11 protein-coding genes are annotated in these 14,266 nt (G+C 69.5%); 8 read left to right on the forward strand and 3 right to left on the reverse strand.

The features are described 5' to 3' along the window. Positions 1-130: 130 nt before the first annotated feature. The 3 genes from AC1DFU_RS23620 (at position 131) to AC1DFU_RS23630 (ending at position 3,283) form a co-directional block, all read left to right on the forward strand. Entirely contained in the window at positions 131-961 is an 831-nt protein-coding gene (locus AC1DFU_RS23620) for an IclR family transcriptional regulator (protein WP_255370952.1), read from the forward strand. Positions 962-1,048: 87 nt separating this feature from the next. Continuing rightward, complete coding sequence (locus tag AC1DFU_RS23625; RefSeq protein WP_441593441.1) at positions 1,049-2,089, forward strand: Bug family tripartite tricarboxylate transporter substrate binding protein; 1,041 nt, start codon at positions 1,049-1,051, stop codon at positions 2,087-2,089. Positions 2,090-2,113: 24 nt separating this feature from the next. Next, the gene (locus tag AC1DFU_RS23630) at positions 2,114-3,283 is read left to right on the forward strand and encodes an acyl-CoA dehydrogenase family protein (RefSeq protein WP_092299872.1); all 1,170 of its coding nucleotides are present in this window, start codon (positions 2,114-2,116) and stop codon (positions 3,281-3,283) included. Between the two features lie 4 nt (positions 3,284-3,287). Here AC1DFU_RS23630 and AC1DFU_RS23635 read toward each other — a convergent pair whose 3' ends face one another. Beyond that, the gene (locus tag AC1DFU_RS23635; RefSeq protein ID WP_441593442.1) at positions 3,288-4,247 is read right to left on the reverse strand and encodes a Bug family tripartite tricarboxylate transporter substrate binding protein; all 960 of its coding nucleotides are present in this window, start codon (positions 4,245-4,247) and stop codon (positions 3,288-3,290) included. A gap of 230 nt (positions 4,248-4,477) precedes the next feature. Continuing rightward, positions 4,478-5,743 (reverse strand): 4-aminobutyrate--2-oxoglutarate transaminase, encoded by a 1,266-nt coding sequence (locus AC1DFU_RS23640; protein WP_092299866.1) that lies wholly within the window; start codon positions 5,741-5,743, stop codon positions 4,478-4,480. 102 nt (positions 5,744-5,845) lie between these two features. Between AC1DFU_RS23640 and pdxR the strand changes: the two genes are divergently transcribed. The 3 genes from pdxR (at position 5,846) to AC1DFU_RS23655 (ending at position 9,824) form a co-directional block, all read left to right on the forward strand. After that, positions 5,846-7,333 carry a MocR-like pyridoxine biosynthesis transcription factor PdxR gene (gene pdxR / locus AC1DFU_RS23645; RefSeq protein WP_092299862.1) on the forward strand — a complete coding sequence of 496 codons (1,488 nt, stop codon included), beginning with the start codon at positions 5,846-5,848 and terminating at the stop codon, positions 7,331-7,333. Positions 7,334-7,373: 40 nt separating this feature from the next. Continuing rightward, positions 7,374-8,819, forward strand: a complete 1,446-nt coding sequence (locus AC1DFU_RS23650) for a PQQ-dependent sugar dehydrogenase (protein ID WP_441593443.1) — start codon at positions 7,374-7,376, stop codon at positions 8,817-8,819. A gap of 102 nt (positions 8,820-8,921) precedes the next feature. Then, entirely contained in the window at positions 8,922-9,824 is a 903-nt protein-coding gene (locus tag AC1DFU_RS23655; RefSeq protein ID WP_092299856.1) for a DMT family transporter, read from the forward strand. Positions 9,825-9,844: 20 nt separating this feature from the next. On the opposite strand, the gene AC1DFU_RS23660 is transcribed toward AC1DFU_RS23655, so the two are convergent. After that, positions 9,845-11,146, reverse strand: coding sequence for a cation:proton antiporter (locus AC1DFU_RS23660; RefSeq protein WP_255370951.1), 1,302 nt, complete (start codon positions 11,144-11,146; stop codon positions 9,845-9,847). 334 nt (positions 11,147-11,480) lie between these two features. Between AC1DFU_RS23660 and atzF the strand changes: the two genes are divergently transcribed. Continuing rightward, positions 11,481-13,211 (forward strand): allophanate hydrolase, encoded by a 1,731-nt coding sequence (gene atzF / locus AC1DFU_RS23665; protein WP_092299853.1) that lies wholly within the window; start codon positions 11,481-11,483, stop codon positions 13,209-13,211. Positions 13,212-13,252: 41 nt separating this feature from the next. Then, complete coding sequence (locus AC1DFU_RS23670) at positions 13,253-14,263, forward strand: ABC transporter substrate-binding protein (RefSeq protein ID WP_092299850.1); 1,011 nt, start codon at positions 13,253-13,255, stop codon at positions 14,261-14,263. The last annotated feature ends 3 nt before the right edge of the window (positions 14,264-14,266 follow it).

Here is a 14,266-nt window from a genome sequence, read left to right on the forward strand (position 1 = left end):
CGTCGCCAGGTAGAAAGGGAAAAAGCACGGTGAGACGAGGGTGGTCCCGCCAGACCCGCCTTGCAAGCAGGGTTTCGCACAGCGAAACCGTTCCGGTTCATCATTGACTCCCCGACCTGCGGAAACCAACATGAATCCACCCCAGCGCCCCCCCGCCATGGACCCAAACACGATTTCCGGCCTGGCCAGCGCCGACGAGCTGGCCCACGACAGACAGTTCGCCACCAACCTGGCGCGCGGCGTGGAAGTGCTGCGTGCCTTCACCCCGGCCCGGCCGATCCTGGGCAACCAGGATCTCGTGGTCAGCACCGGGCTGCCGAAGGCCACGGTGTCGCGACTGACCTACACCTTGTGCCTGCTGGGCTTCCTGAGCCGGGTGCCCGGCACGCAGAAATACCGGCTCGGTTCGGGCGTGCTGGCGCTGGCGTACCCGATGCTCGCCGCGCTGCCGATCCGCCAGGTGGCCCGCCCCTACATGGAGGCCATCGCGCGGGAAACCGGCTGCACGGTGAACCTCGGCATGCGGGACCGGCTGACCGTGGTGTACGTGGATAGCTGCCGGCTGGACCCGACCAACGTGTACCAGCCGGACATCGGCAGCACCCGGCCGGTGCTGTCCACGTCGATTGGCCGCGCGCTGCTGCTCGGGTGCAGCGCGGAGGAGCGCACGGCGGTGCTGAACCGGCTGCGCGTGGAAGACCCGGAGCGGTTCCGCGTGGAGAAGCCAATGTGGACGGCCGAGCAGCAGCACTTTCCCGCGCGCGGCTTCTGCCTGAGCCCGGGCGAGTGGCGGGCGGAGATCCACGCGATTGCCGCGCCGATCCGCATGCCGAAGCAGGAGCCGTTTGCCTTGAACTGTTCGATCTCGGCCTTGCGCGACAAGGACGGGTATCTGGAGCGGGAAGTCGCCCCGAAGCTGCTGGAAGCCGTGCGGCAAATCGAATTCGGCCTGATGCGATAGCGAACCCGCCATCGCGCACCGGCCACCCGGACGGCCCGCAGAGGCCGCCGGACCCATCGTGGACCATCGTCAAATACGGAGACAACCATGTCTGGCATGAAGAATCTGGCCCGCTCGCGTCGCGGGTGGCTCACTGGCGCGCTGCTGATGGCAGCCTCACCGGCCCTCTGGTCAGCGGCCGCTCAGGCAGCGGACAAGGCAGCGGATAAGGCCAACGAGAGCGCGGCGCGCTTCCCGGACCATCCGATCCGGATCATCGTGCCCTTCTCCGCCGGCGGCGTGGTGGATTCCGTAACGCGCGTGGTGGCGGAGCGGATGTCGAAGACGCTGGGCCAGCCGGTCATCGTCGAGAACAAGTCCGGCGCCGGCGGCGCCATCGGCACGGACAGCGTGGCCCGCTCCACGCCGGACGGATACACCCTGCTCGCGGTCAGCCCCAGCCACGCGGTGGCCCCGCTGCTCAACGCCAGCATCACCTGGAACGCCGAGCGCGATTTCCGCGCCATCGGCGGCTTCGGCATGATTCCCAACGTGATCGCCGTGCCGGCCAACTCCAGCGCGCAGACGCTCAAGGCGCTGCTCGACGATGCCCGCGCCCACCCGGACAAGCTGACCTATGCCAGCGCCGGCGTCGGCACCTCCAACCACCTGGCGGGCGCGCTGCTGGCGCAGAGCGCCGGGGTGCAGATCACCCACGTGCCATACAAGGGCCAGCCGGAGGCGCTGACGGACCTGCTCGGCGGCCGGGTGTCGATGATGCCGCTGACGGTGGCCATCGCCCAGTCGCACGTCAAGAGCGGCAAGCTGCGCGCGCTGGCCGTAACGTCCACCAAGCGCTACCCCGGCATGCCGGACGTGCCCACGGTGGCCGAGGCAGCCAACCTGCCCGGCTACGAGGCCGGCGGCTGGTTCGGGCTCGTGGCGCCGCGCAAGACGCCGGACGCCGTGGTGCGCAAGCTGGCCGATGCCGTGGCCCAGGCCGTGGCCGCGCCGGATGTGGCCAGCCGGCTCCAGGACCTCGGCATGGACGTGACCCCGCAGACCGCCCCCGCCTTCGACAAATACGTCGATGCCGAATCGCGCAAATGGGCCCGTGTGCTCAAGGCGTCCGGCATCACCGCCCAATAATCCTTTCCCGAGAGGCGACCTCCCATGATTACCAACCCTTCCGCCATGAACACGCTGCTGGCCGACATCCGCCGCTTCGTGCTGGAAACCTGCATCCCGCTGGAAGCCGAGATCGATCGCACCGATGTCATTCCCGAGCCCGTGGTGGAACAGATGCGCGCGCTGGGCCTGTTCGGCCACAGCATTCCGCGCGAGTACGGCGGCGCCGGCCTGACGGCCGAGGAGCTGACGCTGGTCAATATCGAGGTGTCGCAGGCGGCCACGGTGTTCCGCGCCCGCTTTGGCGGCAATACCGGCATCGCCTCCGAATCGCTGGTGGCAGACGGCACCGAGGCCCAGCGCACGCGTTACCTGCCCCGGCTGGCCTCCGGCGAGATCACCGGCTGCTTCGCGCTGACCGAGCCCGAGGCCGGCTCGGACGCCACCTCGCTGCGCACCGTGGCCGTGCGCGATGGCGACCACTACGTGCTCAACGGCAGCAAGTGCTTTATCACCAACGCGCCGCTGGCGGACCTGTTCACGGTCTTCGCCCGCACGGACCCCAACACGCCGGGCGCGCACGGCATCAGCGCTTTCCTGATCGAGCGCGGCACGCCGGGCCTGAGCACCGGGCCGGCGGAGCGCAAGATGGGCCAGCACGGCTCCCCGGTGGGCGATGTGTACCTGAAGAACTGCCGCGTGCCGGCTTCGGCCATCGTCGGCGAGGTACCGGGCCGTGGCTTCAAGACCGCGATGAAGGCGCTCAACAAGCAGCGCATCAACCTGGCCGGGCTGTGCATCGGCCCGGCCATCCGGCTGGTGGACGAAATGGTGCGCTACGCCGCCACGCGCGAGCAGTTCGGCCGCCCCATCGCCGATTACCAGCTGGTGCAGCAGATGATTGCCGACAGCAACACCGAGGTGCACGCAGCGCGGGCGCTGGTGCTGGAGACGGCGCGCAAGCGCGACAACGGCGGCGACGTGACCATGGAGGCGTCCATGTGCAAGCTGTTCGCCTCGGAGATGTGCGGGCGCGTGGCGGACCGCGCGGTGCAGGTCTTCGGCGGCAGCGGCTATGTGGCGCGCACCGTGGCGGAACGCTTCTACCGCGATGTGCGCGTATTCCGCCTCTACGAAGGCACCACGCAGATCCACCAGCTCAATATCGCCCGGCGCACGATGGACGCGCGCGGCCGGGCGCTGGAGCTGGGCTGAGCCTTTATTGGAGGGTCACGCCGGCCTGCTTCACCAGTTTCTCGGTGCGCGGGATCTCCGCATCGACCATCGCCGTAAAGTCGCCCACGCTGCCGCCGCGCGGCTCGGCGCCGGTGACGGCCAGCTTCTCGCGGAAGTCTGGCGAGTTCAGCAGCTTGTTGATCGACACGTTGAGGCGGGTCACCACGTCTGCCGGCGTGCCCTTGGGCGCGACGATGCCGTACCACGGCGCGATGTCGAAGCCCGCATAACCCTGCTCGGCGATGGTCGGGATCTCGGGCGCCTGCGGCGAACGCTTGGCGGTGGACATGCCCAGCGCGCGCAGCTTGCCGGACTTCACGAACGGCAGGCCGGTCATGATGGTGTCGAAGTACATCGACACTTGGCCCGAGAGCAGCGCGGGAATCGCCTCGCCGGCGCCCTTGTAGGGCACGTGAACGATGTCGATGCCGGCCACGGCCTTGAGCATTTCCCCGGCGATATGCGAGGTGGTGCCCGAGCCGAACGAGGCATAGGTCAGCTTGCCGGGGTTCGCCTTGGCGTAGGCGACCATCTCCGGCAGCGTCTTGAACGGCAGCGACGGGTTGGACAGCAGGATGTTCGGCGTGATCGCCACCACGGCCACCTTCTCGAAGGCATCCGGGTCATAGCTGAGCTTCTTATATAGGAAGCGGTTGGTCACCATCGACGCCGGCCCGGACATCAGCAGCGTGTAGCCGTCGCCGGGCGCGCGCGCCGCGGCCTCGCTGCCGATCATCGCGGCAGCGCCGGGCCGGTTCTCCACCACGAAGCTCTGCCCGTACTCCTTACCCAGCCCCACGCCAAGCTGGCGCGTGATGAGGTCCGTGGCAGAACCCGCCTGGAACGGCACGACGATGCGCACCGGCTGGGTCGGCCAGTCGCGCGCGGTCTGCGCCATGGCCGTGGAGGACATGGCGAGCACCGCCAGCACGGAAGCCGTCATGAGTGCCCGGAAACTCGTCGATCTACTAAAACGCATGGTTGGTCCCTCGTGGATTTTGCGCAGGTTCGCGCTGGGTGTTATCCGCAACATGCGTGCCACGCTGAATCGGCACGCTTCAGGCTAGCGTTGAAATGCGTGTTTCCCGCCCCCTTCCGCGTGGGGAAGTTGGCCGGGGCGATGCACCGGGTTGGCGCGGGGCACGCTTGGCGTGCCCCGCCATGGCGTCTGACTTACTCGACCATGGCTTGCGCCAGCACGCCCAGCGCGGCGTCGAACTGCGCCTGCGGAATCGTCAGTGGGTAGAGGAAGCGGATCACATTGCCGTAGGTGCCGCACGTCAGCAGCAGCAGGCCGGCGTCCAGCGCGCGGCGCTGCACGCGCAGCGCGTGCTCGGCGCTCGGCGCGCCCGTGGCGGGGTCGCGGAACTCGGCGGCGATCATCGAGCCCAGCCCGCGCACCTCGGCCAGCGCCGGGCAGGTGGCGCGCAGCGCGGTCAGGTGCTCGCTAAGCTGCCGGCCCAGTGCGTTGGCACGCTCGCACAGCTGTTCCTCGGCAATGGTGTCGATCACCGCGTGCGCAGCGGCCACGGCCAGCGGGTTGCCCGCGTAGGTGCCGCCGAGCCCGCCCGGCAGCGGGGCATCCATGATGGCCGCGCGGCCACACACCGCCGACAGCGGCATGCCGCCGGCGAGGCTCTTGGCCATCGTCACGAGATCGGGCCGCACGTCGTAGTGCTCCATCGCGAACAGCTTGCCGGTGCGGCCGAAGCCGGTCTGCACCTCGTCGGCAATCATCACGATGCCGTGGCGGTCGCACACGGCGCGCAGGCCGCGCATGAAGTCGGCCGGGGCCGGCTGGAAGCCGCCCTCGCCCTGCACCGGTTCCACGATGATGGCCGCCACGCGGTTGGGATCGATATCGGTCTTGAACAGCCCTTCCAGCGCCTGCAGCGCCTGCGCCGTGCTGACGCCGTGCAGCGCGTTGGGGAACGGCGCGTGGAAGATGTCCGACGGGAACGGGCCGAAGCCGACCTTGTACGGCGCCACCTTGCCGGTCAGCGCCATGCCCAGCAGCGTGCGGCCGTGGAAGGCGCCCGAGAACGCGATCACGCCCGGGCGGCCGGTGTGGGCGCGCGCGATCTTGACTGCGTTCTCCACGGCTTCCGCGCCCGTGGTGAACAGCGCGGTCTTGTTCGGCCCGGGCACCGGCGCCAGCTCGTTGATGCGCTGGGCCAGCGTGACGTAGCTCTGGTACGGCACCACCTGGTAGGCGGTGTGGGTGAAGCGGTCCAACTGGGCGACGATGGCCTGCATCACACGCGGATGCCGATGCCCGGTGTTCAGGACGGCGATGCCGGCGGCGAAGTCGGTGTACTGGCGGCCCTCCACGTCCCACAGGGTGGCGTTCTCGGCCCGGTCTGCATAGAAATCGCACATCACGCCAACGCCTCGCGGCGTGGCCTGGGCACGGGATTGGTTCAGTTCGCTGTTTTTCATGGGTCCGAGGTCTTGGAGCAGGGAGTGACAGGTGTGACGTGCATTCCAATCCCCTTTGGCTCTACAATCCAGCGCCACTTCGACAAATCAGATGGTGCCAATGTGAAATCGATCTGCGGCGACCTGCTGCTCCAGCGGCTCGGCCAGCCGACCGACCAACCGCTCAATCGGGCGCTGTACGCCTGCATCCGGGGGGCGATCCTGGACGGCAGCCTGGCGCCCGCCACGCGCCTGCCGCCCCAGCGCGACCTGGCGGCGGAGCTGGGCCTGTCCCGCAACACGGTGATGTTTGCCTACGAGCAGTTGCTGGCCGAGGGCTACCTGCGCGCCCGCACGGGCAGCGGCACCTTCGTGGCCGACACGGCGCCCGAGCGCTACCTGAACGCCACCGCCGCCGACAGCGCGCCGGCCACGGCAGACGCCATGCCGGGCCTCTCGCCGCGCGGGCAGCGGCTGGTCTCGAGTGCCTCCGCATCGCCCATCCAATGGGGCGCCTTCATGCCCGGCGTGCCGGACCTGACGCGCTTCCCGCATCGGCGCTATGCCCAGATCGCCGCGCGGCTGTGGCGCCGGCCGCAGCCCGAATGGCTCAGCTACAGCCACGGCGGCGGCCTGCCGGCCCTGCGCGAGGCGGTGGCGGCCCACCTGCGCGTGGCGCGCTCCGTGCGCTGCGATGCCGATCAGGTGCTGATTACCGAAGGCATCCATCAGGCGATCGACCTCGTGGCGCGCATGCTGGGCTCGCCGGGCGATCAGGCGTGGGTGGAGGAGCCGGGCTACTGGGGCATCCGCGGCGTGCTGCAGGTCAGCGACATCGGCATGGTGCCGCTGCCCGTGGACGCCGAAGGGCTGTGCCTGCCCGATGCGGACGCCAGCGCCCCCGCGCCGCGCTTTATCTTCGTCACGCCTTCGCACCAATACCCGCTGGGCGCCGTGATGAGCCTCCGGCGGCGGCGCGCGCTGCTGGAGTTCGCGCGGCGGCACGGGAGCTGGATCGTGGAGGATGACTACGACAGCGAATTCCGCTTCTCCGGCCAGCCGATTCCGTCGCTCCAGGGCATGGAGCCGGACGCGCCGGTGCTCTACATCGGCACCTTCAGCAAGACGCTCTACCCCGGCCTGCGCATGGGCTACCTGGTGCTGCCGAAGGGGCTGACGGAGGCGTTCCAGACCGCCCATTCCGACCTGTACCGCGCCGGCCACCTGATGACGCAGGCCACCGTGGCCGAGTTCATGCAGGCCGGCGACTATGCCGCGCACATCCGCCGCATGCGCCCGCTCTATGCCCGGCGGCGCGCGGTGCTGGCCGGGCTGATCGAACGCTACCTCGGGACGGAGGCGCTGCACGAACACGCGAGCAACGCCGGGCTGCACCTCGTGCTGCGCCTGCCCGACCACGTGGACGATGTGGCCCTGACCGCCGACATCCGCGCGCGCGGCATCCTGGTACGGCCGCTATCGCGCTATTTCATGGGGCCGACGGTTCGGCGCGGGCTGCTGCTGGGCTATGCCTGCGTGCCCGAGGAAGACATCGGCCCCGCCTTCGACGTGCTGCTCGATTGCCTGCTGCCCCGGCTCAGACCGACCTAGGATACAAAGGCTTCGGTAACGTGGTGAGCAGGAGGACGTGATGATTCATGCACATCGATCGATGCTATGCCGGCTGCTCGCCATCACCACGCTGTGGCTGGCCGGCTGTGGCGGTGGCGGCGGCGACGTCCAGATCACCAGCGGCAGCACGCCCGCCACCCTCGCGATCGTCGTGTCCGGCCTGCCCGCCGGCACGCCGGCCAACATCACGGTGACCGGGCCGGGCGGCTATCGGCAGACCGTCGGCCAGACCGTCACGCTTGGCAACCTCGCGGCCGGCACCTACACCGTGACGGCGGCCCCGGTACTGACCGGATCGACGTCCTACCAGCCCTCGCAGGCCGCGCAGACCGCGATGGTGGCCGCCAACACGGCGCCCACTATCGGCGTGAGCTACGGCGCGCCCTCGGACATGCGGCTGTCGCTGACCCAGGTGGCGGAAGGCTTCGCGGCGCCGATCTTCCTCACCGCACCCGCCAACGACCCCCGGCTGTTCGTGGTGGAGCGCGCCGGCCGGGTCCGCATCGTGCGGGACGGCAGCGTGCTCGCCGCGTCCTTCCTCGACCTCTCCATCCTCACCACCACCGACGGCGAGCGCGGCCTGTTCTCGATGGCGTTCGACCCCGCCTACGCCACCAACGGGCGCTTCTACGTCTACTACACCGACCAGAACGGCGCGATCACCGTGGCGCGCTACACGGTCTCGGCCAGCAACCCGGACGCAGCGAACCCCACCGGCACGTTGCTGCTGTCGATTCCGCACCCGGGGGCCAGCAACCACAACGGCGGCCAGCTCGCGTTCGGCACGGACGGCATGCTCTACATCGGCACCGGCGACGGCGGCGGTAGCAACGACCCCGCCAACAACGCCCAGAACAGCGGCACGCTGCTGGGCAAGATCCTGCGCATCGACGTGAGCGGCGCCAGCTATACCGTGCCGGCCGGCAATCCGTTCGCCGGCGGCGGGGGCGGACGCCCCGAGATCTGGGCCACCGGGCTGCGCAACCCGTGGCGGTTCTCGTTCGATGCGAACGGCCTGCTCTATATCGCGGATGTCGGCCAAGGCCAGCGCGAGGAAGTCAACGCCATGCCAACCGCCAGCGGCGGCCTCAACTACGGATGGGATCGTCTGGAAGGCACCGCCTGCGTCGGCGGCACCGCGTGCGACCCCGCCGGCCTGACCGCGCCCGTGTTCGAGTACAGCCACGACGCCGGCGGCTGCGCCATCGTCGGCGGCTACGTCTATCGCGGCGCGGCCCTGCCCGAACTCCAGGGCCGCTATTTCTACACCGACCTGTGCACCGGCAAGCTGGCCAGCTTCCTGTACCGCGACGGCGCCGTTTCCGAGCGGGTGGACTGGCCGGTCACCGCCAGCGGCAGCGTCTACTCCTTCGGCACCGATGCCGCGCAGGAACTCTACGTACTGGCCGACGCCGGCACGTCTTCGACGAGCGGCAAGGTGTATCGGGTACAGCGGGCGCCTTAGGGGCGCCTTAGGGGCGCCTTAGGGGCGCCTTGCGGGGGGCGCCAGCGCCACACGCCGTGATGGCGGATAATCCCGCATCCTCACGACGCCCTCCCCACCCCCATGCATGCCAGCGCCACCCGCCGCCTCGACGGGACCACCCTGTTCCTGCTCACCTTCCCGCCACTGGCCTGGGCGGGCAACGCCATTGTCGGGCGGCTGGCCGCCGGTACGTTTCCGCCGCTCACGCTGAATTTCGTGCGCTGGGTACTGGCCGGGACCTTGTTGGGGCTCTACGCCTGGCGCGGGGTGGTGGAACATCGGGCCACGCTGCGCCGGCATGCGGGGCTGCTGACGGCGATGGGCGTGCTGTCGATTGCCAGCTACAACGCGTTCCAGTACCTCGCGCTGACCACCTCGACGCCGATCAACGTCACCTTGATTGGCGCCTCCACGCCGCTGTTCCTGCTGATCATCGGCGCGCTGTTCTTCGGGGAGCGCATGCGGCCGTGGGCTGTGGCGGGGGCGCTGCTGTGTCTGGTGGGGGTGTCTTTCGTGCTGGTGCGCGGGGAGTTGGGGCGGCTGGCGCAGCTCGACTTCGTGCCCGGCGACCTGTACATGCTTGCGGCGACCATCGCCTGGAGCGCCTATACCTGGCTGCTGCGCAAGCATCGCCCGGACCTGCCGCTGCCGGTGCTGCTGTTCGCGCAGATCGTCACCGGCGTGGTGGCCAGCGTGCCCGTCACGGCGTGGGAATTGATGACGCTGTCGACGCCCATCCCCTGGAACGGCAAGGTGATGGGCATCCTGCTTTATGTGTCGACGATTCCCTCGCTGCTGGCCTACTTCGCCTGGGACCGCGCCATCGCACGGGCCGGCGCGCAGTTGCCGGTGTTCTTCATCACGCTGACGCCGGTGTTCGCCGCCCTGCTCTCCACGCTGCTGCTCGGCGAGTCGCCCCACTGGTATCACGGCGTGGGGCTGCTCACCATCGCCGCAGGCATCGGGCTGGCGCAGCGGCGCTGAATGACGCTGAAGGGTGCTGGCTAGCGCCCCAGCCGTTGATGGAAGGCCATCAGCGGCGTGGCCGTCAGGCCGTGCAGGACGATGGAGAACACCACGGTGCACAGCGTGGCGTGGATCAGGAAGGGGCTCCATTCCTCGCCGGCGGTGTGCGTCAGGGCATAGGCCAGGTAGTAAAGCGAGCCGATGCCGCGAATGCCGAACCACGCGGTCAGGCGCCGCTGGCCGCGCGCCATGGGCAGGTCGAAGGTGGACGCATAGACCGATAGCGGCCGGATCAGGCAGATCAGCAGCAGCGCCAGCACCACGTACTGGGCGTGGAAGACCTCCCGGGTCAGCATCGCCCCGATCAGCAGGGTGACGCACAGCTCGGCCAGCCGTTCGATATTGAACGAGAACTCCGAGGCGGTATGGGTGAGGTAGGCGGCGGCCTTGCGCTCGTGCGTGGAGGTGGTCTCGACATCGGCCGTATGCAGCGGTCCCAGCACCTCCGCCGGCGAGGTGGCGGGATTCTCGCGGCGCTCCACCTGCCGCATCGCCAGCCCCGCCGCGAACACGGCCAGGAAGCCGTAGGTGTGCAGCAACAGCGCGGCGCCGTAGGACACGCCGATCAGGCCCAGCGTGAGGAAACTCTCCAGCCCCACCGCCTCATGGAAGCGCAGCCGCAGGACCAGGATGGTCTTGCTCGCCAGCCAGCCCAGCAGCCCACCGATTGCCAGCCCGCCGAGGGTGCTCCAGACCAGATCGACCGCCATCCAGCGGCCGCCCCACGCGCCCAGTTCGTGGAAACCCAGCAAGCCAAGGCCGAGCATGACGAACGGGAACGCCGCGCCATCGTTCAGGCCGCCCTCACCCGTCAGGCTGTAGCGCACCACGTCGCGATCCTCGGTATCGGCCATCTGCACGTCCGAGGCCAGCACCGGGTCCGTGGGCGCCAGGATCGCCCCGAGCAGCACCGCCAGGCCCAGTGGCACCTGCAGCCAGCCCACCGCCACGGCGCAGACGCCGCCGATGGTCAGCAGCATCGCCACGGTGGCCAGCCGCACCGGCAGGCGCCAGACGCGGTACGTCATCTGCACCCGCAGCCGCAAGCCCACGCCGAACAGAGCGACGAGCACGGCCAGCTCGGTGATCCATTCCAGTACCCTCACGTGGCCCGGGTCCGTCAGATCGAGCACGATCAGCCCGGCCCCGCCGGGCCCCAGCGCCATCCCCACTAATAGATACAGACCGGACGGGGACATGGGCAGGCGCTTCACCATGGAGTCGATCAGCCCCATCGTGATCAGCAGCGCGCCAATGACCAATGCCCAGGTCGCGAACAAGCTGGCTCCTCTATTCGATATATCCCGGTCGAGACTTTCACAGTAGGCGGCGCGGCGGGCGGGCGCTGTCGGGCGGACCCCGTAGCGCCGTGTCAGTGAAGACCTCCCGACACTGGTGCGTGCGCGCACCACGCAGGGGCTTGCGGGTGGGCGGCGGGGTGTGGGTGGCAGGCCGAAGGCGCCCAGCAGCCGGTCACGCGTGAACAGCCACGTGGTTAATCGACTGATTTCATTGACATTTTCCACGTATGACCGGGCTTCCCCCTGCCCAAAAGTGCCTTTGGCACGGTGATTGCTATCTTGTATCCAAGATTGGATTTCAGATAGGACTCTCATGCGTACCTCTACCTCGGCCACCACAGCGGCCACGACAGCCGCCCCCGGCGAGGCCGATGCGGCGTGGATCGCGCGGTTCGATACCCCGGTCGTCGCCCCGCACCCGGAGCACGCCCCGCTGGCCGGCCTGCGTTTTGCGGCCAAGGACAATATCGACGTGGCTGGCGTGCCGACGACCGCCGCCTGCCCCGAATTCGCCTACGTGCCGGACGCCCACGCCACGGTGATCGCGCGCCTGCTGGGCGCCGGCGCGGCGTTGGCCGGCAAGACCAACCTGGACCAGTTCGCCTGCGGCCTGAATGGCACGCGCTCGCCCTACGGCGCCGTGCCCAATGCGTTCGACCCGGCCTATGTCAGCGGCGGGTCGAGTTCCGGTTCGGCGTACGCGGTGGCCAGCGGTGAGGTTGACTTCGCGCTGGGCACGGACACCGCCGGCTCCGGCCGGGTGCCCGCCGGGCTCAACAACATCGTCGGGCTGAAGCCGAGCAAGGGCCTGATCTCCGCCCACGGCGTGTTCCCCGCCGCGCAGAGCGTGGATTGCGTGTCGATCCTGGCACGCACGGTGGCCATGGCGGTGCGCGTGCTGGAAGCCGCCGCCGGCCATGATCCGCAAGACCCGTACTCGCGCGCGCTGCCGCTGGCGCGCACGCCGCTGCCGGCTGCGTTCCGCTTTGGCCTGCCGGCCGAGCCGGAGTTTTTCGGCGATGACCTCGCCCGCCGGGCCTTCGACGCCGCCGTTGCCGCGCTGGAGGCGCTGGGCGGTCGCGCGGTGCCCATCGACTATGCCCCGCTGGCCGAAGCCGCCGCGCTGCTCTATGACAGCGCGCTGGTCGCCGAGCGCTACGCCGCCGTGCGCCCCTTCTTCGACCGCGCGCCGGGCGCGGTCATCGAGCCGGTGCGTTCGATCCTGGCCGCCGGCAGCCGCTACAGCGCCGCCGATGTGTTCGATGCCCAGCACGCGCTCCAGGCCCTGGCCCAGCGCGCGGCCACGATGTGGCAGGACATCGACGTGCTGTGCGTGCCCACGGCGCCGACGCATTGCACCATCGCCGCCATGCTGGCCGATCCGGTGGTACGCAACCGCGAACTCGGCCACTACACGAACTTCGTCAACCTGCTCGACTACGCCGCGCTGTCCGTGCCCGCTAGCCTGCGCCCGGACGGGCTGCCGTTCGGCATCACGCTGATCGGCCAGGCCGGCAGCGACTGGCAGCTCGCCGACCTGGGGCAACGCTTCCACCACGCCACGGGGCTGACGCTGGGTGCGACGGGCGAGCCGCTGCCCGCGCCGGTGTCCATTGCCGGGCTGGCCCCGTCCCCCGCCACTCATCTGCCGCTGGCCGTGGTGGGCGCCCATCTCTCTGGCATGCCGCTGAACGGTCAGTTGACCGAACGCGGTGCGACGCTGGCCGAGGCCACCACCACCGCGCCGCACTATCGGCTGCACGCGCTGCCCGGCACCACGCCGCCAAAGCCCGGCCTGCGCCGCGTGGACGCCGGGGAGGATGCCGGCGCCGCCATCGCGGTGGAGGTGTGGCAGGTGCCGCTCGCCGCCGTCGGCAGCTTCCTGGCGCTGGTGCCGGCCCCGCTCGCGCTGGGCAGCCTCGAGCTGGCCGATGGCCGCTGGGTCCATGGCTTCGTCTGCGAAGGCCATGCGCTGCACGGTGCGCCCGATGTCAGCGCCCATGGCGGCTGGCGCGCCTATATCACGTCGCTCTCCGCCGCTTGACCGTCTTCCGAATCCTCAACATTCACGCACAGGAACCTGCCATGACCCGCTCCACCTCCCGTCCCGCCACCGTCTCCCCCTCGCGCCGCCGCGCGCTGAAGGCCGGCGCCGCCGCGCTGTCCGTGCTGGCCGCGCCGGCCATCGTCCGCGCGCAGGGCACGCCCAAGCTGCGCATCGGCTACTGGCCGGTCGCGTCGGGCCTGCCCTTCTTCGCCGCCGTCGAAAAGGGCTATTTCAAGGAAGCGGGGCTGAACGTCGAGCCGATCAAGTTCGCCAGCCCGCAGCAGGTCATCGAGGCCATCCTGGCCGGCCGCTGCGACGGCAGCGCCAATGGCACCGCCTCGGCCGCGCTGGCCATCGGTGACATCGCCCAGCCCGGCCTGCTGAAGATCTTCTGCACCAACCCGACCAACGCCAAGTTCGTGCTCGATGAGTTCCTCGTGGCCAAGGACAGCCCGATCAAGACCGTGGCGGAACTCAAGGGCAAGCGCGTGGCATGCGGCCCGGGCCTGCAGAACGTGGTGCTGGCCAAGACCATGCTCGAGCGCGCCGGCGCCGGCAAGATCAGCGTGACGGAGCTGCCGATTGGCCAGCACGTGGCCGCGCTCGCCGCCGGCCAGATCGATGGGGTCTACTCGCTCGAGCCGACCGGCACCATCGGCCGGCTCAACGGCACCACGCGCACGCTGGAAGCCGGCGTGGTGGCGCGCTACATCCTCGGCGACCCGATGGCCCCGTGGCATGGCGGCTCGGCCAGCCTGACCACGGAATTCCTCGGCAAGAACAAGGACGTGGCCAAGGCCTACCTCGCCGCCTACCGGCGCGGCGTGGTGCTGGTGCGCCAGAACCCGACCGAGGCGCGCCCCTTCCTCAAGGGCTATACGGCCATCGAAGGCGCGCTGACGGCCGAGGTGCCGATGGCTGACTACCTGTTCTTCGACGAATTCAAGGCCAGCGACGCCGCCCACTTCCAGAAGTTCTACGACCTGTTCACCGAAAAGGGCATCTTCTCGCGCAAGGTGGACGTCAACACGCTGCTCTACAAGGCCTGACGA

It is taken from the genome of Cupriavidus sp. 10L45 (genome assembly GCF_056395225.1).